This window comes from Synechococcus sp. UW86, assembly GCF_900474085.1.
GTDB lineage: Bacteria > Cyanobacteriota > Cyanobacteriia > PCC-6307 > Cyanobiaceae > Parasynechococcus.
In genome coordinates this window covers 410,621-430,936 of sequence record NZ_UCNU01000009.1, presented here as the reverse complement: position 1 = coordinate 430,936, position 20,316 = coordinate 410,621, and the positions used below count along the sequence as shown (strand labels likewise).

The 20,316-nt window shown below is 56.7% G+C and carries 19 protein-coding genes; 7 read left to right on the top strand and 12 right to left on the bottom strand.

Translation table 11 applies throughout. The features are described from left to right. Positions 1-220 precede the first annotated feature (220 nt). Positions 221-1,102 carry a glycosyltransferase family 2 protein gene (locus DXY04_RS04585; RefSeq protein ID WP_115161160.1) on the top strand — a complete coding sequence of 294 codons (882 nt, stop codon included), beginning with the start codon at positions 221-223 and terminating at the stop codon, positions 1,100-1,102. 22 nt (positions 1,103-1,124) lie between these two features. Here the strand turns inward: DXY04_RS04585 and DXY04_RS04580 are convergent, their stop codons facing one another. The 5 genes from DXY04_RS04580 to DXY04_RS04560 all read right to left on the bottom strand — a co-directional run bounded on the left by DXY04_RS04580 (position 1,125) and on the right by DXY04_RS04560 (position 6,701). After that, positions 1,125-2,378 carry an O-antigen ligase gene (locus DXY04_RS04580; protein WP_115161159.1) on the bottom strand — a complete coding sequence of 418 codons (1,254 nt, stop codon included), beginning with the start codon at positions 2,376-2,378 and terminating at the stop codon, positions 1,125-1,127. A gap of 36 nt (positions 2,379-2,414) precedes the next feature. Continuing rightward, entirely contained in the window at positions 2,415-4,247 is a 1,833-nt protein-coding gene (locus tag DXY04_RS04575) for an ABC transporter ATP-binding protein (RefSeq protein WP_115161158.1), read from the bottom strand. Between the two features lie 194 nt (positions 4,248-4,441). Beyond that, positions 4,442-5,479, bottom strand: coding sequence for a glycosyltransferase (locus tag DXY04_RS04570; protein WP_115161157.1), 1,038 nt, complete (start codon positions 5,477-5,479; stop codon positions 4,442-4,444). Between the two features lie 28 nt (positions 5,480-5,507). Beyond that, positions 5,508-6,221, bottom strand: coding sequence for a heme oxygenase (biliverdin-producing) (locus DXY04_RS04565; RefSeq protein WP_115161156.1), 714 nt, complete (start codon positions 6,219-6,221; stop codon positions 5,508-5,510). Positions 6,222-6,293: 72 nt separating this feature from the next. Beyond that, a complete protein-coding gene (locus tag DXY04_RS04560; protein ID WP_115161155.1) occupies positions 6,294-6,701 on the bottom strand; it encodes a hypothetical protein in 408 nt (135 codons plus the stop codon). Between the two features lie 113 nt (positions 6,702-6,814). On the opposite strand from DXY04_RS04560, the gene DXY04_RS04555 reads away from it, so the two are divergent. Beyond that, positions 6,815-7,570 carry a 5'-methylthioadenosine/adenosylhomocysteine nucleosidase gene (locus DXY04_RS04555; protein WP_115161280.1) on the top strand — a complete coding sequence of 252 codons (756 nt, stop codon included), beginning with the start codon at positions 6,815-6,817 and terminating at the stop codon, positions 7,568-7,570. Positions 7,571-7,697: 127 nt separating this feature from the next. Here DXY04_RS04555 and DXY04_RS04550 read toward each other — a convergent pair whose 3' ends face one another. Continuing rightward, entirely contained in the window at positions 7,698-7,838 is a 141-nt protein-coding gene (locus DXY04_RS04550; protein ID WP_179948479.1) for a hypothetical protein, read from the bottom strand. Between the two features lie 82 nt (positions 7,839-7,920). Between DXY04_RS04550 and DXY04_RS04545 the strand changes: the two genes are divergently transcribed. Both DXY04_RS04545 and DXY04_RS04540 read left to right on the top strand, forming a co-directional pair. Next, a complete protein-coding gene (locus tag DXY04_RS04545; RefSeq protein ID WP_115161154.1) occupies positions 7,921-9,345 on the top strand; it encodes an NADP-dependent isocitrate dehydrogenase in 1,425 nt (474 codons plus the stop codon). A gap of 34 nt (positions 9,346-9,379) precedes the next feature. Next, positions 9,380-10,738, top strand: a complete 1,359-nt coding sequence (locus DXY04_RS04540) for a (Fe-S)-binding protein (RefSeq protein ID WP_115161153.1) — start codon at positions 9,380-9,382, stop codon at positions 10,736-10,738. Here the strand turns inward: DXY04_RS04540 and DXY04_RS04535 are convergent. Beyond that, on the bottom strand, positions 10,637-11,983 hold the full coding sequence (locus DXY04_RS04535) for a four-carbon acid sugar kinase family protein (protein WP_115161152.1): 1,347 nt from the start codon (positions 11,981-11,983) through the stop codon (positions 10,637-10,639). The genes DXY04_RS04540 and DXY04_RS04535 overlap by 102 nt on opposite strands. A gap of 14 nt (positions 11,984-11,997) precedes the next feature. Here DXY04_RS04535 and DXY04_RS04530 point away from each other — a divergent pair, with 14 nt between their 5' ends. Continuing rightward, positions 11,998-13,149 (top strand): FAD-binding oxidoreductase, encoded by a 1,152-nt coding sequence (locus DXY04_RS04530; RefSeq protein ID WP_115161151.1) that lies wholly within the window; start codon positions 11,998-12,000, stop codon positions 13,147-13,149. Here DXY04_RS04530 and DXY04_RS04525 read toward each other — a convergent pair. Together DXY04_RS04525 and DXY04_RS04520 are read right to left on the bottom strand one after the other, a co-directional pair. Continuing rightward, positions 13,134-13,988, bottom strand: coding sequence for a galactose mutarotase (locus DXY04_RS04525; RefSeq protein WP_170951332.1), 855 nt, complete (start codon positions 13,986-13,988; stop codon positions 13,134-13,136). The genes DXY04_RS04530 and DXY04_RS04525 overlap by 16 nt on opposite strands. A 26-nt stretch (positions 13,989-14,014) precedes the next feature. Beyond that, a complete protein-coding gene (locus tag DXY04_RS04520) occupies positions 14,015-14,926 on the bottom strand; it encodes an alpha/beta fold hydrolase (RefSeq protein ID WP_115161150.1) in 912 nt (303 codons plus the stop codon). 20 nt (positions 14,927-14,946) lie between these two features. Between DXY04_RS04520 and DXY04_RS04515 the strand changes: the two genes are divergently transcribed. Next, entirely contained in the window at positions 14,947-15,297 is a 351-nt protein-coding gene (locus DXY04_RS04515; RefSeq protein WP_115161149.1) for a hypothetical protein, read from the top strand. Between the two features lies 1 nt (position 15,298). Here the strand turns inward: DXY04_RS04515 and DXY04_RS04510 are convergent, their stop codons facing one another. Continuing rightward, positions 15,299-16,675 (bottom strand): cation:proton antiporter, encoded by a 1,377-nt coding sequence (locus tag DXY04_RS04510; protein ID WP_115161278.1) that lies wholly within the window; start codon positions 16,673-16,675, stop codon positions 15,299-15,301. A gap of 211 nt (positions 16,676-16,886) precedes the next feature. Between DXY04_RS04510 and DXY04_RS04505 the strand changes: the two genes are divergently transcribed. Continuing rightward, complete coding sequence (locus DXY04_RS04505; protein ID WP_115161148.1) at positions 16,887-19,409, top strand: glycogen/starch/alpha-glucan phosphorylase; 2,523 nt, start codon at positions 16,887-16,889, stop codon at positions 19,407-19,409. A 59-nt stretch (positions 19,410-19,468) separates the two neighbouring features. Here DXY04_RS04505 and DXY04_RS04500 read toward each other — a convergent pair whose 3' ends face one another. Next, the gene (locus DXY04_RS04500; protein ID WP_115161147.1) at positions 19,469-19,936 is read right to left on the bottom strand and encodes a hypothetical protein; all 468 of its coding nucleotides are present in this window, start codon (positions 19,934-19,936) and stop codon (positions 19,469-19,471) included. 37 nt (positions 19,937-19,973) lie between these two features. Next, entirely contained in the window at positions 19,974-20,300 is a 327-nt protein-coding gene (locus DXY04_RS04495; RefSeq protein ID WP_025362017.1) for a hypothetical protein, read from the bottom strand. Between the last annotated feature and the right edge of the window lie 16 nt (positions 20,301-20,316).

The window sequence follows — 20,316 nt, the reverse complement described above, 5'->3', positions numbered from 1 at the left end:
TTTCCGCACCAGATACGCGCAGTCTGCTAAGAATCACAAGGCAATGGCAGCATGCAACAAGAAACCTAAGAACACTCGACAGACATTCGAGAAAGAAGCAACCATCCAAACCGCATCTAAAAATGCAAGCAAAATTAGGCAACGAATTCATATTAAAAACAAATATCCTCATCACCACGACGTGAATGAACTAGGCTCTGACCATCCATAGGCCGAAACGATGGCTCCCAAGAAGCCTGCAGGCAAAGTCGACTTGTCATTAGTAATATGCACATACGGCAGAACACAGCAATTGGCAGACGCTATTCAATCAATTAGATGTCAATCAGTGGCGCCAAAAGAAATTATAATCATTGATCAAAACCCGCCCGGATTCCTAGACGACTTACTAGAGGATTGCGCAGGAAAACTAAATATTATTCACAAAAGAGTCACATTTACAGGGGCCTCAAAAGCAAGAAATTTTGGAGAAAGCATCGCCACAGGCGATTTAATTGCATTCCCCGACGACGATTGCACTTATAGAGAAGATACAATAAAAAATGTCGTACGCGGATTTGAACGAAATAACGAACTTGGAGTATTAATAGCAGGTAAAGACGAAATTTTAAATGCTGCACCTAAAGTCAATCAGCGGGAAAATACAATGACAGAAATACATACAGTCTTGGATCTATTCAAGGCCAAGGCGGAAACATCCAATATATTTGCACGAAAAAAAGTATTAAGCAATTTAGAATATGTTTTTGATATCAATATTGGCCCTGGGAAAGTCACAGAATGGGCCTCAAATGAAGAAACAGATTTACTAGTGAGGCTGCTACAAAAGAATGTACTTATAGCGAAAGACGAAACAATCAGAATTATTCATCATTCTTGCCAGGGCTCACTAAAGAAAACACTGCAATACGGAATGGGTAGATATGAACTAATCAAGAGAAATAATCTTGGTATTTTTATCTACTTTGTAAATCTTTTGCAACCAATTGTGCGGCTAGTTCTTAAGCCAAGACTCAAGTATATTCCGACATGCTTTATGACGGTAATCGGAAGATCAGGCCTGATTAATACTTTAATTTCTGTCTGGAAAACAAATGAATAAGCCATAACTAGGCAAATAAATACTAATCAACTTGCTCTTCCCTCCCAGCAACAAGCCCAAGAATAAGCCAAAAAGCAGGATACTCGCCCAAGTGACCATTGTGCATGGAGTATATTATTACTTGAGAGGCCAACAAAGAGAGGGATAAATACAAAAAATCCATGCGTTTAAAACCAAAGATTCTAGTTATTGGAATTACAAAGCAGGCCAACAATGGTACAGTCAATAATAAGCCTCCAATAGCCAAGGATTCAAATATATAATTATGAGGGAAGTAAATACCCTGCTCAATCTCAAGGCTTCCAAGCAATGACTGTATGTTGAAGCCAACGCCATAAAATGGACTTGTTAAAAATTCACTCAAGCAAACTTTCCAGAACTCAATTCTTGTAAAAACCGTATCCCACAGCCTACTAGTAAAAATTTTGTCAAGCAAGAGATCAGAATTAAATAGGACAACAACAACTAGTATTCCCAAAGAAAAGGTTGTCAAGAGACTGGGAGCTGAGAGAGAAAATCGGGAAGACAAAGAGCACTTTGCAGACAACATACCAAACAAAGAAATAATGATCATTGCCAAAATTGCGCCCCGCGTAGCACTAAAAATTACAATAAAAGAACCAATTGCTATTCCAAGAAATGACACATACTTTGAATAGCAATAAGGATTCAAGTAATAGTCTCTTACAATAAGGCTGGACAAACTCAGCAAGACGAGAGAACAGCCAGCATTGGCAGCAGTAATTGCATTTAAATGGTCCAAATAAAAACCACCTTGATCAAATCCTGGCTTAAGCGCAAAACAAATAACCGAAATGCCAAGTAAAGCAACACCAAACTCAATTGCTTTGTACAAAACTCTTCCAAGATTGATAAATGGCGCGAAGAGAAAGGCGGCCACACCACTAACCAATGAACTACCCAAACCCCATGCCAAAAGTTCCCAAAGGGGAACAGATAGGTTAACTTTCGCTAGGAACACATCATAAAAAAGCCTGATAGTATACAGAGTCCAAAAAACTACAATTACATTAATCCATGATTTGACAGTAATCGAGAAGACTTTTTTCTGAAAGAAGAAAAATAAAATATAACAGGCATTTATAAGCATTAGGCACAGACGAAAAGCAAGCATCACCGAACGGTTATCTAAGGACAATACGTTGACGATAGAAGAAAAGAATACTTGACCAAAAAGAGCAAACGAAAGGACTAAGGCTGCAAACTCTACAGAATTTTTTCGCATAAAATGTAAAATTCTTTCCATGATATGCATCACGTGCAAGTGAAATCGTGTAAAGCAAATATCAGATTAATGTTTGGCACAAGATTGAAGGTTAATCATTTGCCTAAAGCTCGATGATAGTTCTTTAAGCTCATCAAAGTTGCCACTTGCAACAATTTTACCTGCATCAAACTCATATATACGATCACATTTCTGAATAGTAGAAAGACGATGGGCTATAACCAAAGTAGTACATCTTCTTCCAATTATCTCTAGAGACTGTATAACTTCGGATTCAGTTTTATTGTCTAAAGCACTCGTAGCTTCGTCTAGAATTAAAAACTTCGCAGACCTATAAAAGGCTCTAGCTAGAGCTAATCTTTGACGTTGTCCACCTGACAAGCTAATACCATTATCACCAATGGGTGTGTGCAAACCGTAAGGAAGATCAGATACAACAACATCTAATTGTGCGGCTTCAAGAGCATCCCAAACCTTATCCTCATCGACATCATTTAAACTAACACCAAAAGCGACATTAGAGATAATAGAGTCAGACAACAAATTTATAGACTGAGGAACTTGAGCACAACATAAATGCCAAGAAGTTATTTCATCTACAAGAACAGGGATGCCATCGAGAATCAAATCTCCTCGTTGTGGATTTAGCAATGAAAGCAAAACATTTGCAGCTGTAGTCTTTCCACTACCTGTGGGACCTACAAATGCCACACGAGATCCGACTGGAATACTTAGTGACACATTGTCAAGTGCATTCTTAGTTGCATCTGGATATCTATAAGTAACGTTCTGAAGGCCTATTGACCTGAGAGGGAAAATTCCTTCTGGAGTCCTATTAAGAAGCAGCGCAGATGCTTGAAAATTGACAGTATCCTCAAGCAATGATGTTATATTCATGATTTCAGGTAATCCCCCTCTCAAAATTGATATTGCAGAGAAAAAGTCTTGAAGTGGCTTTGCAAGACGCAAAGCCCCTACAGATAAAATAGATAAAAAGGGAAGAACCTCAATAATTTTTTCTTGTTGTCCAGATAAAACTGGTGGAACAACTCCAATAATAAAGATCATTGAGATACCAAGGGGCTCAATAAGCAGCCTCGGTATTTCGGGAAGAACTGTCGCGTTAACGACTGATTCCTTAAATATCGATGTAGATCGATTAAATCTTCTTGAAAAGTAGGGCTCGCTTAGACCAAGCTTCAAGTCAACTATTGCCTGGAAAGATTCAAAGAATCCTTTGGTGTATCTCTCTCTCATGACTATCTTTTGCCTTGAGGCTTTACGTAAGGCAGGATTTATCAAATAGCCAATAAGAATATAAAGAATAAACATCGATAGTATCAATACAAATGCGGAACTTCCTCCGACATACAAAATCCCTGCAACCAGAAATACAATATTAATTAGACAGCTTATTGCCCTCAAGGCCGGAGTTAGTATATCCCTCAACAGACACTCCAGATTTGATAGTAGATCCGAAGCAAGTGCTGATATATTACCCGTTAAATGATATTCATAAGGCTGACACAGTGTCTGTTTGAAGATTCGACTAGATAAGTCAAGCCACAATTCTCCTGCAAGATTCTCCTGCATGAAGCGAAGTAAGAGTCGGACCCCAGACTGCAACCAATTAATTAGGACAAAAATTGCAATTAACCACAAAGATTGTATGTATGGACTCGCTCCAAATACCTTTACGCCAGGCAGCAAGTTGATGAGATCAGTACCAACAAGCGTTCCTGTGAGCCTACCTATAACTGCGACAGTAGCAATATCAAGAAAGCCAGAAAAAATAGAGACTGGTATAAGTATCCATAACCTAATTAAACTTTGCTTTTCAACATACCTAAATAAATTTTTTAGCTCATAGAGCGTCTCGCTAGAAAATACTTTTAACATAGCGACGACACTAATAATTCATCTTACGCTATATTGCCTTTACTTTAACATTTGATAGACAGTTAACCAACCGATTGGCCAATGCGCCTAAAAAACAAAGGAAAATTTTAGCAAGGCAAAAAATTTGGCAAACAGAAGTCGAGAAGATGGAAATTATCTCGGAACAACAAGATTTTTGTGGAATATAATTATAGTCAAAAACCGGAAAAATCCAAAATTTTCCTTAGGGCTTGCTTAAAATAGTTAAGAAGTAGAGTCAACCCATAGTTTGGCTTCAACAAAAGGCGAGGATTATTAATTAAAATCGGCATAAGAGAATCTAACTCTGTCAAAACAGCACGCCATCTCTGAATGGATAGGGGCTCTGAAAAATCTCTCAATGCAAAGTCCAAAGCAGACTCTGACGGCTTCCACTGATCGGGATTTGCAACTGCTGCAGCTATTCTATCCACATCGTTCGATAAACATCCGTAACCAATTTGATGCCCCATGACGCCAGGTGTAAAGGTATCTGCAAGGGCATGATTCAAACTACTAAATACAATGCAACCGCAAGAAATGGCTTCCAAAGGAGGCAAACCAAATCCTTCGCTCACACCAGCTCTACTCCAATGTTCAGTAGAATCATATAAAAAAACTTTAGCGCTATTAAACAAATGCACCAAATCTTCCACCCAATCATTCTGTATCTCTACATGAAGGCCCTTGGCACGCAGAGCCGGGACTAATTCATACAAAAGATAATTACTACTCTTTCTTTTTTGAACAAGAACATCGATTGGTCTACTCAATACATCTCCTCTACGATCTCCTCTTGCCAACCATTGAGATTCAAGTGCATTAGGTATTAGGAATAAAGGATTTCTTGGTGCACGATGCCCCCAATAGCCCATAGTATTTCTACTAACAGCTACAATAGGAACGCTCGGAGGAAGAGTAAATCCATATCCAGTACTATGAGCTTGGTAAACAACCTTTCTTCCGCGAAGACGTTTTATCAATTTAGGAATATCAAATCCCCAACTAACTATCCATATTGAATCATCATATATAGATCGTTCACTAGATAATAGGTGGTCAAAAAAAGGGTATTTATCGCTTCGCTCTCTATAAGTAACAATTGTTGTGCTTCGAATTTGCGAAAGCAAACCCGCTGTCTGCTTCGCGACATTGAGACCTCCACAACGAAAGCGTGGTCCAGTACCTGGGACTAGAACCCGAATTTCACGCAAGGGAAATCAAAGAGTCACTAATCTGACTCTAAGCAGCGGCAGCTTCAGTACTGCCGGCCCGCTGACGGCGAGTGAGGAAGCCAAACAGCACCTTGCCGATGGCGGCGACCAAGTTGCCCTCCAGTTCCTTGAACATATTCATATTCAGGTGGAAGGCATGGTTGGCCTCCTCCACGATGCGATCGGCCATGGCCTGATCAATCGGCAGCGTGTCCATGGCGGAGCGATATGTCGTCTTGAACGCTTTTTCGTCAGCGATGTCGTCGAAGACGTAAAAGCGGAGGCCGGCATCCCCCTCCATGTTCATCGCTTTCTGGGCGATGTTCTTGAGGATCTGACCACCGGAGAGATCACCGAGGTAGCGGGTGTAGTGATGGCCTACCAACAGCTCAGGCGACTCCTGTGCCACAGCGTGAATGCGCTCCACGTAGGCCGCTGCTGAGGGCGAGGGTTTGATGTCTTCCTTCCAGCTCTCACCGAAGTAATAGGTGAGGTCTTGCTCCAACGCCTCACGACGGTTCAGCTGAGCCATCGCGACAGGACCAACAACCGGGTGGTCAGCCAACTTGGTGATCTCCTCCTCCATCGCGGAGTAAACGAAGTAGAGATCAGCCACCAGCTTGCGGTAACTGGCCTTATCAACAACTCCCTTCAGAAAGCAGCTCACAAAGCCGGTGTTCTCGGCCATGGTGTGCGACTTTTTCGTGCCTTCCCGGAGCTGGGCAGCAAGGGCGACAGACATGATTGCGAGAAATGGCCTGACCTCAAACTTAAAAGGAGTTCAAGGCAGAACGGCTGTGTGCGTTGCGAAGGGTTACGCCGCAGGTTCAGAAGCAGCGGTTCCATCAAAGAGCTCGAACAGCTCGCGACAAATCTGCTGAAGCTGCTTCACCTGCTGCTGCTGAGGCAGGTGGGGGCCTTCCGGCAACCATTCACCGACCGTGGCGAGGCGCCAGCGTTCGCCGTCGTAAGTCATGCCCCGCATCAACACCCCCAGGAGGCGCAGCTGGTCGTCACCCCGCTCAGCGCTAACTCGCAATTGCATCAGCAAACTGCGGCATTCCAGGCGTGGACTCCAGCCAGGGAAATGAAAGGAGAGGTCGAGCGATTCCGTTTCACTCCACTGTCGAGTCTGCGGGTCGTCCCGCCAGGGGCTGAGGTTGGCCTGCGCAGCCGGAAACTGACGGCGCACGAGGGTGATTGTCGACGCCAGTGCTCGCATCCGGGCCACGCTGTGTACCGACTCGCCCGCGTTCACTGCAACCTCCTAATTCCGCACAGTGTGCAGGGAGAAGCAAAAGGTCGCCGTTACGGTTGCACGAGGTTCACGAAACCATGACGCAACCCCTGCATATCGGCTTGCTGGGCGCCATGCCAGAAGAGATCGGCTCGGATCTCAGTCACCTCAAGGATCTGAGCTGCAGCGACCACGGCGACCTGAAAATCCACAGGGGATCGTGGGACGACACAGTGCGCCTCAGCCTGGCCTGGAGTGGCTGGGGCAAGGTGAGCGCTGCGCGGGCCGCCACACGCCTGCTCGCAAGTGATCCCAAAATCGATCTGCTGGTTTTCACTGGCGTTGCCGGGGCTGCGGAGCCCGCCCTGCGTCAATGGGATGTGGTGTTGGCCGATGCCGTGGTGCAGCACGACATGGATGCCCGACCCCTGTTCCCACGCTTCACGGTCCCAGCGCTGAAGAAGGACCAGCTCCAACCGCAGCCGGCCTGGTTCAACTGGGCCGAGACCGCCCTGCGTGAGGCTCACAGCGCAGGCGATCTGGACGGGTTCGCTCAGCCCAGCAGTGGTCTAATCGCCACTGGAGATCGTTTCATCAGCGATCCAGCTGTGCTGCAAGCGCTGCGGGATGCCCTGCCCGACCTGCGGGCCGTTGAGATGGAAGGCGCCGCCGTCGCACAGGTGGCTGAGCAAGAGGGCATCCCCTGGCTGGTGCTGCGGGTGATTTCCGATGGTGCCGATGCGGCGGCGGCCCAGAGCTTTGAAGACTTCGTCAAACTCTACGAACAACAGGCATGGCGGCTCATTGAGGCCCTGCTGCAGCGCTGCAACAACACGCCTCGACACTGCTCATGATGCCTCTGCTGAACTGATTGCTGCGCTTTGGCCTGATGGTGAGAGAGGGCACGGCCGCAGCCGTTCACACCTGCGTGTGCTGCTGCTGGGCCTGAGGATGCGCCTGAGCTTGGTCCAACCCCATCGCCTACGTGGCATCGGACGAACCGTCATCAACAAGCAGCAGATGCTCCATCTCCGGCAAGGCCATAACCCACTCCATGAAGGCGCTGCTCAACTCGGCTTCGTTAAAGCAGGTCGCCACCAAAAACACCTGCTCGCTGGCCATCAATGCGCGGTCTGCACTGTTTGAAACCGAAGGGCTCCCGGCTCAGTCATAGGCTCGGCTTGCTGACGCCCGACCAATCGCCATGGCCCAGTTCGAGAAGCTCACCGCCCCCAGCCAGGGCACACCGATCCGCTTCGAGAACGGCCAGCCCCTCGTGGCCGAAAACCCGATTATCCCCTTCATCCGCGGCGATGGCACCGGCGTGGACATCTGGCCCGCCACCCAGAAGGTGCTGGATGCGGCCGTGGCCAAGGCCTACGGCGGCAGCAAGAGCATCGAATGGTTCAAGGTTTACGCCGGCGATGAAGCCTGCGACCTCTACGGCACCTACCAATACCTTCCGGAAGACACCCTCGAGGCGATCCGCACCTATGGCGTGGCCATCAAAGGTCCCCTCACCACTCCTGTGGGTGGCGGCATCCGTTCGCTGAACGTGGCCCTGCGCCAGATCTTTGATCTGTATTCCTGCGTGCGTCCCTGCCGCTACTACGAGGGCACCCCAAGCCCTCACAAGCGTCCCCAGGATCTGGACGTGATCGTCTATCGGGAGAACACCGAAGACATCTACATGGGGGTGGAATGGGAAGCCGATGACGCCGTTGGCCAGGAGCTGCGCAAACACCTCAACGAGGTTGTGATCCCTGCCAACGGCAAACTGGGCAAGCGCCAGATCCCCGAGGGATCCGGCATCGGCATCAAGCCGGTAAGCAAAGCCGGCAGCCAGCGCCACATCCGCAAGGCCATCCAACACGCCCTGCGTCTTCAGGGCGACAAGCGCCATGTGACCCTGGTACACAAGGGCAACATCATGAAGTTCACGGAAGGGGCCTTCCGCGACTGGGGCTATGAACTGGCCACCACCGAATTCCGCGACGTATGCATCACCGAGCGGGAAAGCTGGATCCTGGGCAACCTGGAGAAGGATCCCAACCTGAGCGTGCAGGCCAACGCCCGCATGATCGAGCCTGGCTACGACAGCCTCACTCCAGAGAAGAAAGCCGACATCGACGCCGAGGTGCAGGCGGTGATCGACGCCATCGGCAGCAGCCATGGTGGCGGCAAGTGGAGGTCGATGGTGCTGGTGGATGACCGCATCGCCGACAGCATTTTCCAGCAGATCCAGACCCGCCCTCAGGAGTATTCGATCCTCGCCACGTTGAACCTCAACGGCGATTACATCTCCGACGCCGCCGCCGCGATGGTCGGTGGCTTGGGCATGGCCCCCGGCGCCAACATCGGCGAGAACGCCGCCATCTTCGAAGCCACCCACGGCACCGCCCCGAAACACGCTGGCCTCGACCGGATCAACCCCGGTTCGGTGATCCTCAGCGGCGTGATGATGCTGGAGTTCCTCGGCTGGCAGGAGGCTGCTGATCTCGTGACCAAGGGCCTCAGTGCCGCCATTGCCGACAAGCAGGTCACCTACGACCTGGCCCGACTGATGGAACCCCAGGTGGATCCGGTGAGCTGCAGCGGTTTCGCCGAAGCGATCATCCAGCGCTTCTGATCACCAGAGCTGCCATTCACGCCAGACTCAGGCGATGGCCTCTCCCACCCAGCTCCCCGGGCTTCCCGCCGGCGCAGCAGACCCCTGCGTGCACTGCGGCTTCTGCCTTCCGACCTGTGCCAGCTATCGCGTGCTGGCCAGTGAGATGGACTCGCCCCGCGGCCGCATTCACGCGCTAAGGGCGATCAAAGCCGGTGACCTGGAGCTGGATGCCACGGTGGCCAGCCATTTCGACACCTGCCTGGGCTGTTACGCATGTGTTTCAGCTTGCCCGTCGGGAGTCCGCTACGACCAGCTGATCGAGGCCACCAGGCCCAAGCTGAATCAGGCCAACCAGCGCAGCAGTTGGCAAACCAGCTTCCGCAAGCTGCTGCTGCAGGTGCTGCCCTACCCCAAGCGCCTGCGGGCCCTGCTGCAACCCTTGCGGGCCTATGCCGGCACACCGCTGCAACAGCTGGCCCGCCGCTCGGGGCTCACCCGTCTGTTCGGGCCGGAAATCGAAGCGATGGAGCAACTCCTGCCACCCCTGGTGCAGGAGAGCTTCAGCGACCGGCTGCCCCAGATCAATCCCGCCTCCGGCGAACGCCGCGGCCGTGTGGCGCTGTTGCTGGGCTGCGTGCAGCGCTGCTTCGATCCCAACGTGAGCAACGCAACGGTGAAGGTGTTGCAGGCCAACGGTTTTGAGGTGGTGATTCCAGCAGACCAGGGCTGCTGCGGGGCAGTGAGCCATCACCAGGGGGAGCTGGAGCTAACTCGTCAACTGGCGACGGATCTGATCCGGAGCATGAATGCCGTTGAGGGAGATCTGGATGCGGTGCTGGTGGCCGCTTCAGGCTGCGGCCACACGATGAAGGCCTACGGCGAACTCCTGAACGGCAAGGCGGCCTTCCGCGCTCCGGTGCTGGATGTGCAGGAATTCCTGGCGGACCGCGGCCTCCTGGAGTCGTTCCGCGACCAATTGCAACCGCTCGCCGGCGTCGTGGCCATGCATGACGCCTGCCACATGATTCACGGCCAGGGAATCCAGGCCCAGCCCCGTCAGCTGCTGCGGGCCATCCCCAAGATTCAGCTGCGGGAAGCAACCGAGGCGGGGGTGTGCTGTGGCAGCGCCGGCATCTACAACCTGGTGCAGCCGGATGAAGCCGCCGAACTGGGCCGGATCAAGGCCGACGACCTCAGCGGCACCGGCGCCGAACTGGTGGCCAGCGCCAACATCGGTTGCACCCTGCAACTTCGGCGGCACCTGGGCGATCGGGCCCGGGTGCAGCACCCGATGGAACTGCTGGCCGCCTCAGCCGGCCTCCATCCGCTGCCAGGCCTCCCGCAGGGTGCCGGCAACGCCGAGATTGCCGGGGAAGGTGAGGATCGGCAGTCCGCTGCAGGGCCATGCTGAGGGACGCACCACCGACAGACCCGGCAGCAGCTGCCCTTCCAGCTGCACCGATTCGAGGGCCAGCCCCCGTGCCAGCAGCGTCTGGCTGGTGATGCCGCCTTTGCTGATCAGGTAGCCCAGATCAGGCGCAAGAGCTGCCGCCAATCGACCCATCAACTCGGCCAGAGCGCAGGACAAGCGCCGGCCCTTCTGCTCGGAAGCACAACGCAGCTCACCGCGGCTGGTGAACAGGACCGGCGTCAGACCTTGATCAAGCAGCTCTCGCAGCTGCTGCAGCCAGACCTGCTCCAGATCCGCCAGCAACAGGTCGGGTGTCGGCCCCTCCAGCACCCGGGCGATGCGCGGCACCGGCAGTTCAACCCCTTGGCAAGCCGCCTCCGCCAGCAACAGCTCCAGCTGCTGATCCGCCAAGGGCACGTGGGAGCCCACCATCACCAGGCCCGGAAGGGGCGTTCCATCAGCAGCCAACCGTCGCAACCCCGCCAAGCCCTTGGGATCAAGCGGCGGCGGGCCTGGATCCGCCAAAGCCTTCACCATGCTGGCGGCGGAACGGAACAGAAAGCGTTTCTGTCCCTGCAGGGCGCGCACCGCTGCGGCCAGAGCGGTGAGCTGCTCTTGCCGCTCGGCATCCACCACTACAGAGGCATTGCCCTGGAGCCCACGCAGACGCTCGATCAACAGCGGCAGGCCTGCTGAGCAGGCGGCATCAAGCTCCCGGCCACAGATGCGCTGCACCGACGCCGCGGCAATGGACCCATCACTTTTCTCCTCCAGCCAACGGGCCAGATCACTGCTGCTGAAGCCGAACAGCCGGTCCTGGGCAAACGGCGTGGCGTGCACCGGTTCCCCGTGGAGAAGATGCACGCCGTTCACGGTGGTGCGGCCCCCTTCCAAGAACGCCGGCACATGGAAGGTGGCATCAAAGGGCCCGAAAGACCCCTGTAAGACCTCCGGCTCCAGCACCCCGTGGCCGCGCAAGGTCGAATCCCCACGACTCACCAGCAACACCTGATCACGCGCCAATCCCTCCCGCTGCAGCGCCTGATCCAAGGCAACTGCAATGCCGCGGTTGCGTTCCGCAGCATCCGTGGGCGTCAGCGCCCTGGTGTCGGCCAGCAGAAACAACAGGGGCGACGCATGGCGCAGCCCACGGCGCAGGGTGTCGACATCCCAGCGCAGCAGAAGCGGGCAGCTGTGCACCGTCTGCGAGCCGGTGGGATCGTCGTCAATGACCACAACCTTCATGGCACCATCGTGCCGTGAGCCATTCCCCCGCCAACCGCAGTGCCCTGATTGATCTGGTGCGCCAGTGGCACCAGAGCGGCACCCCCTGGAGTCCCAGTGGTTTGGGCACACGCCTGGACTGGGGTCCGCCGCTGGATCCCCGCCATGAGGTGCTCTCCTGCCGGCAGCTCAACGGGGTGATCGACCATGCCGTGGACGATCTGACCATCACGGTGGAAGCCGGCCTGCCATTGAAGGACCTGCAGGATCTACTGGCGGAGCAGGGGCAATGGCTGCCCATTGACTGGCCCCGGGCCGGCGCTCCCGGAAGCATTGGCGGCCTGGTGGCCCGTGGACTGGCGGGGGGACTGCGGCAGCGCCATTTGGGGGTGCGCGATCAGATCATTGGCATCGGCCTGTTGCGGGCGGATGGCGTCGAAGCCCACGCCGGTGGACGGGTGGTGAAGAACGTGGCGGGCTACGACCTGATGCGGCTGCTCTGCGGCAGCTGGGGCAGCCTGGCACTGATCACCGAACTCACCCTGCGGCTGCAACCGCTGCGCCCTGCCCGGAGCGGCCTGCTTGTGGACGGCGACCTGAAGGCCCAGGAGGCCTTTCGTAGCGAACTGCTGCGCTCCAGCCTGACGCCGGAACGCTGCGACTGGATCAACGGCGGAGATGGTGCCTGGCGGCTGCGGCTGGTGGTGAGCAGCGTGTCGGAGCAGGCGGTAAACGATCAGCTGAAGCAGCTCGAGGGGTTGGCGCTGAACCAACAGCTCAGCGCCGAACGCCAGCCCTGCCCCGATGCCCTGACCACACCCTTCGATGCCAGCCCCTCTGCGCAGCTGGTGCGGCTGGTGCTACCTCCGGCCCAGTTGCACGGGTTGTTGCGGGATGAGGCGATGAGGGCCCTCAAACCATTCACCTGGGAACTGGCCGCAGGAGCCGGCTGCGGTGATGGCTGGTGCGACGCAGCGACAGCGGATCACCAGATGGAGGCGCTGCGCCGCAGCGTGATCCGCCTCGGCGGCGAAATGACGCTGTTGAAACGCGCGGCTGGGTCAACCGTGCCGGTCTGGCTTGACCGTCCGTCCCGACCGCTGATCGAAGCGGTGAAACGCCAGTTCGACCCCAAGCTGCAGCTCAGCCGCGGCCGACTGCCGGGGGTGAATCAGGAGACGCTGTAGCGGCAGGCCAGGGTCTGCATTGCACCGGGCTCGAGCACCAGTTTTCGATCACCACTCACCAGGGCCTGGCGCGGACCGGTCCACGGTTCCAGACAAACCATTGGCCGCGGGGGCTCAGTCCAAACCACACTGAGGTCCAGCGGTGCCTGATGCTGCAGCTGCAGCGTCACACCGGTGGCGTCGTCGATCAGGCTGACAGGACCCGCAGGCCGGCAGAGGAAATCCACCCCTTCGGGCAAGCGCTTGAGCTGATCGGCGGTGGCGGCCTCCGCCATCTCCAGATGGTTGAGGCAGCGCTCCGACAGACCCGTGAGCCGGGTCTGGGCCAGATCGCTCACGTTGAAGTAGGGGTGCAAGCCGAAACTGAACGGCATGGCAGCATCACCGCAATTGTGCACCGTGGTGGAGATCTCCAAGGCAGAGGCCACCGGGCGCAGCTCCATCTCCAAACGGAAGGGGAAGGGATAAGCCTTCAGCGTTTCGTCGGTGCTGGAGAGGCTGAGGCGCACACCGCTCTGATCCTCAAGCAACTGAAGCTGCCAGGGAAGATCACGGGCGAAGCCGTGCTGCTGGAGGGGATGGTCGACGCCATCCACCGGCAGAACATCTCCGGGCAAGTTTCCGCAGATCGGAAACAAAACCGGAATGCCACCGCGAATGCTTTTGCTCGGATCGGCGTAACGGTCCTGGTCGAAATACAGGATCTCCCGCCCCCCGCAGGACCAACCACTAACCAGACCACCCCGCTCGGGAATGATTCGCAACCGATCACCGCTGCTGGGATGCACGAAGTCCCAGTGGGCGTAGGGGGCCGACTGCTGGGTGAGGGTCATGGGCATCCGCCAATGCGGGGTGGCTCATTCATTCACTTAGCCAGGAGATCCGAATTTGTCGGTGCCGCAGCCAACTTGAGGCCCTCCAGCCATTGCAGCAACGCCGCATTCACCTGATCCGGCACCTCATCGTGGGGGCAGTGCCCGGCCTCCAGAACCACCTCGGTGGTGGCCTCAGGAGCATGGCGCTGGAAGGTAGAGCGGCGACCGGGGGCGTTGATCCAGGGATCACGAATGCCCCAGAGCAGCAACAGCGGCGCCGTCAGTTCCGCGAAAAGCTCATCGAGGGGCTGACCGCGGGGGATATCGAAGACCGTGCGGAACACCCCGAAGGCTCCGGGATCGAGGGAGGGGCGCCGGATCGACTCCACCAGCCAATCGTCAACGTTGGTCTTGTCGACGTACACCTGATTGAGGGTGCGGCGGATCGTGGCGGGTCGGCGCAGGTTCTCGAATAACAACCGCTGCAGCACCGGACTCTTCAGCAGGGCCGTGCCGATGCTCTGGCGGGCGATGGCACCCCAGCCTTGCGGCGGTTTCTGCTCATCACTGAAGGGACCCGCGGCATTGAGCAGCACAACTCCCGCACAGTCCGATCCCAACGCGGCCCCAGCGGCAAGGGCCGCAAACCCACCGAGGGAATTACCGGCGATCACCGTCGGACGGCCGATCCGCTCGCGCACATAGGCCACCAGTTGATCGCGCCATAGGGCACCCCCGTAATTCAGACCCGCCGGCTTGGCACTTCTGCCGAAGCCCAGCAGATCAATCGCATGCACGGCGTGGGTCTGGGCCAACACGGGAATGTTGTGGCGCCAGTGATCGGTGGATGCCCCGAACCCATGCACCAACAGAAGCGCCGGATGATCGGCGCTGTCCTGCTCGGGATGCTGCTGCACCGTGTGCACGGCGTGGCCGAGATAGCTCCAGGTGACGCGATCCACAGCCGGCTGCGAGGGACGCGATGCTAAGCAGCACTGAAGCGGCCTGGATGGTGAGCTACGAGGTGATGGGCGGACCGCTGGCGGACGCATCCGTCTGGCGCGGAGCTTTGCTCTGGGCCATCGCCCTGTACGTGCCGCTGAGCGCACCGCTCAGCACGTTGGAGTCAAGCCTCAAGGAGAGTGAGCTGCCCGAATCGGTGGGTCAACCTGTGCTGGTGATCAGCAGCCTGCTGCTGGCCATCGTCACGGGCGTTGTCACCCAGCTCGGATTCAGTTGGGTCCTGGGTCCGAGCTGGGCATCAAGCCTTGGTGTTGTGGCCGTGGGCTGGAGTGTTCTGATCGTCCTCGCCAATACCGGGAAAGACGACTGATTCAGGAGGCACCCGCCAGGGGATCGGCAGCGAATTCGTCAGGAACCTGATTGCCATCCTCAGGGGGCTTGTCTTTGAGGACGATGCGCAACAGCACCGGCGCCAGGAACGTGGTGCCGATCACCATCAGCAGAATCGCCGCCTCAAGCCCAGGGCTGAGCAGCCCTGAAGCCGTGCCCAGGCCAAGGAAGATCAGGCCGACTTCGCCACGGGGCATCATTCCCAGCCCCACCACGAGGTTGTTGGTCTTTTCCTTGCTGAAGATGGCCCAGCCGGCAGCCACCTTGCCGATGATCGCCACCACGAACAGGAATGCTGCCACCACCAAGGCGGAACGGGCCCCCGGATCAGAGGGGTTGATCACTGAGAGGTCCATTCCTGCACCCACCAGCACGAAAAAAACAGTGGCGAACAACCCAACGATGGGGGTGACTGCCGCCTGAATCTCGTGGCGATGCTTGGAGGTGCTGGCGATCAAACCAGCGGCGAAGGCCCCGAGTGCAGCCTCCAACCCAATGGCTGACGCCACGAAGCAACTGATCGCGAGGAGCAAATAGGAACCAATCAACTTGGCTCCGGGCGCCTTGAGTTGATCAATCAACCAATCAAAGGCAGGGGCTGCCTTCTGGCTCAACAGCAAGGCCACCACCACGAATAGAACTGCTGCCACAACCAGCTGAATGATGGGCCCGATCTCCAGGCTGCCGCCGGCCGCCAGGGACACCACAATGGCCAGGATGACGATGCCAAGGATGTCGTCGAGCACGGCGGCGCCGATCACGATCTGGCCTTCTCGCGTGCGCAGATAGCCCAGTTCGCCGAAAACACTGGCGGTGATGCCGATGCTGGTGGCCGTCATCGAGGCGCCGGCGAAGATGGCTGGGATCGCATCCACGTGGAAGATCGCCATCAAGCCAAGGGTGCCGAGGGCAAAGGGCAGCACCACGCCCACCACGGCGACGCTGAAGGCCTGGGCCCCCACCGCCATCAGTTCCTCCAGCTCACTTTCAAGACCCGTGAGGAAAAGCAGGGAATAAAGCCCCAGCGTGGCCACCGCCTGCAAAGCGCCGAAGCTCTCGTTGTAGAGGGCTGGAATCTCCTCCACCGGCACATGCGAGAGGCCGGAGACCACCTCGGAGAAAGCCCCGGAAAGCTGCACCTGGGTCTCCGGCGGCACCAGAAGGTGAAGGCCAGAAGCACCAATCAGCACGCCAGCAAGAAGTTCCCCGAGGATCGTGGGCAACTCGAACCGCACCAGCACCTCGGCGAGGGTGCGAGCCGCCACAAAGATCAGCATGAAGCGAAGGACGCCGATCAGCGTTTCCGCCAATTCGAGGTCGTGACTGCTGATTTCGCTCAGCAGAGTGGGCAGCAGCATCAAGCCGGGCATGTCTCACGTCGAACCTTAATGGTGATTCCGCCGCTGAACTGTTCGCTGGATGGTCCCAATTGACCGGGAATGCTGTATTAAGCGCTTTTTTTCAGGCAGCCCCAGTTGTGATGGCTACGGTCCGGGTAATTCATTGAGTTGGGCTCCGAGCACCCCTGGCCTGACGGTGATTCCACGCTCCATGGCTCGCTGAACCCCCATGACCACGTCACAACCGTTCGATCTGCGTCTGCCGACCCCCGGCTGTCACAACGACCCAGAACGCGCCGGCCTCGATGCCAAGAGCGTGTTCGACGGCATGACGGAACACCTGTTCTTCACGCTCGGCAAGCTCGCCCCCACCGCCAGCCGCCATGACTTCTACATGGCCCTGAGCTATGCGGTGCGTGATCGGCTGATGATGCGCTATCTGGCCACCACTGAAGCGATGCGGGCCCGCCCGCAGAAATCGGTGGCCTACCTGTCGGCGGAATTCCTGATCGGCCCGCAGCTCAACAGCAACCTGCTGAACCTCGGGATCCAGAAGGAAGCCGAGGAGGCCCTGAGGAATTTCGGCATCGAGTCGTTGCAGCAGATCCTGGATGTGGAGGAGGAACCGGGCCTGGGCAATGGAGGCCTCGGCCGTCTGGCCGCTTGCTACATGGAGTCGCTGGCCAGCCTGAAGATCCCGGCCACCGGCTATGGCATCCGCTACGAGTTCGGCATCTTCGATCAGCTGATCCGCGATGGCTGGCAGGTGGAGATCACCGACAAATGGCTCAAGGGCGGCTGGCCCTGGGAACTACCCCAACCCGATGAGGCCTGCTTCGTGGGCTTCGGCGGTCGAACCGAGAGCTACATCGACGACAAAGGCAACTACCGCTCCCGCTGGATCCCGGCAGAACACGCCATCGGCATTCCCCATGACGTGCCGGTGCTGGGCTATCGGGTGAACATCTGCGACCGGCTGCGGCTCTGGCGTGCCGATGCCACCGAAAGCTTCGACTTCTATGCCTTCAACATCGGCGACTACTACGGCGCCGTAGAGGAAAAGGTGGGCAGCGAAACCCTCTCCAAGGTGCTGTACCCCAACGACGGCACCGACGAAGGCCGGCGTCTGCGCCTGAAGCAGCAGCACTTCTTCGTCAGCTGCTCGCTGCAGGACATGCTGCGCAGCCTCGACAACCGCGGACTGTCCGTCGAGGACTTCCCCAACTACTGGACGGTTCAGCTCAACGACACCCACCCGGCCATTGCCGTGGCGGAGCTGATGCGACTGCTGATCGACGATCGGCATCTGGAGTGGGACCGGGCCTGGGACATCACCTCCCGCTCCGTGGCCTACACCAACCACACCCTGCTGCCCGAAGCGCTTGAGAAGTGGGACCTCAACCTGTTCAGCAGCCTGCTGCCGCGCCATCTGGAGCTGATCTACGAGATCAACCGACGCTTCCTGCAGCAGGTGAGGCTGCGCTACCCCGGCAACGACGCGATCCAGCGCAAGCTCTCGATCATCGATGAAGAGGGCAGCAAGGCCGTGCGCATGGCCCACCTGGCCACAATCGGTGCCCACCATGTGAACGGTGTGGCTGCGCTGCACTCCGATCTGGTGAAAACCGACCTGCTGCCTGAGTTCGCGGCGCTGTGGCCGGAGAAATTCACCAACGTCACCAATGGCGTCACCCCGCGCCGCTGGGTCGCCCTGGCCAACCCCGAGATGTCGACTCTGCTTGATCAGCACGTGGGGCCGGACTGGATCTCCAACATGGAGAACCTGCGCAAGCTGGAGGAGCGGCAGAACGACCAGGGCTTCCTCGAGCTCTGGGGCAACACCAAATTGTCGGTGAAGCGCAAGCTGGCCACCTACATCCACCGCAACACCGGTGTGCTGGTGGACCCCGCCAGCCTGTTCGACGTGCAGGTGAAGCGCATCCACGAGTACAAGCGCCAGCACCTCAATGCCCTGCAGGTGATCACCCAATACCTGCGGATCAAGAACGGCCAGACCGACGGCATGGCGCCCCGCACCGTGATCTTCGGCGGCAAGGCCGCTCCCGGCTACTACATGGCGAAGCTGATCATCCGCTTCCTCAACGGCATCGCCGACACCATCAATGCCGATCCGGACATGGATGGCCTGCTTCGGGTGGTGTTCCTGCCGGATTACAACGTGAAACTGGGGGAACAGGTATATCCCGCCTCCGACCTCTCCGAACAGATCTCCACCGCCGGCAAGGAAGCCTCCGGCACCGGCAACATGAAGTTCGCCATGAATGGTGCCCTCACCATCGGCACCCTTGATGGGGCCAATGTGGAGATCCGTGAGCTGGTGGGAAGCCAGAACTTCTTCCTGTTCGGCAAGACCGTGGAAGAGATCACGGCCCTGCAGCAGGACGGTTACCGCCCTGGCGATGTGATCGCCGCACTGCCGGAACTGCAGGAGGCCCTACGGCTGATCGAGATGGGGCACTTCAGCAACGGCGACGGCGAACTGTTCCGCCCCCTGCTCGACAACCTCACAGGAAACGACCCCTTCTATGTGATGGCCGACTACGCCGACTACCTGCGGGCCCAGGAGGCGGTGAGCCGTGCCTGGAGCGACCGGATGCACTGGAATCGGATGTCGCTGCTGAACACGGCCCGCACCGGGTTCTTCTCCTCCGACCGTTCCATCGGCGAATACTGCAAGAACATCTGGGCCGTGGATCCTCTCAACGTGGAGATCACCTGCGACGTGCGCTGAAAACAACCACAAAAAAAGCCCTGGATCCTGTCCAGGGCTTGAAACCAAGATGCAGTGCTTCAGCTCCGATCAGGCAGATCAGGCGTCTGATGCAACAGGCGGTTGAGCCGCAGACGGTCAACATTCAAAGGATCAGGAGCCAGCTCACCAGCCAGTTCGCGGAACTTCTGCTCGATTTCTTCTGGGACGCGCACATCAAAGACCCGCTCCATCAACGCCTCGATCGAGAACAGATGGGCGTTGATGTTCTCCAGATCGGCAATGGCCTGCTGGATACCATCACCTGATTCCTCTGGAACAGGGGCGCCGGACGCTGCAGGCTTCGAAGCGCCTGCATCGGCGGTCTGGCAGGACCCGTGCTGCTTCTGCAGATCCTCGAGCACCCGGCCGGACAAGGTGCGGAACGACTGAAGTGCTGCCCAGTTGAGCTCCTGCTGCTGACGAAGCGTGGGGGACTCCCGGATCAGCCGGTCATGCTCCCGGTAAAACCGTTGGCAATCCGGGCACTGGCAGGGCTCTTCCGGCAATGCAGTCCCTCGCGGTCATTTCCCACTATGCCACCGATCAAGCCGCCTGAGGCCCCAGATCCTCCTCGGCCTGGGGGCCATCCTCACCAGCGGTGTCGGGCAGAGGGATCTCAATGGAGGACACCACACCGATCACATCCCGCAGCCGCATCGAATCGGCGAACCAGCCCATGGCCTGTTCCGTATCGCCGCGACGTTCCGCGTCACTGGCCTGGTCTTCATGGGCTTCCGCCAGGAGGGCGAGCCAACACAGGCAACGAGCCTGCACCACGGATAAATCCAGATCCGTGGGCTGGGATTCAGCAATCCGCTCACTTTCCTGTTGCACCAACAGCCGCAGACGGAGATCGTGAAGCTGGGTCATGGCACCCAAACCCGGT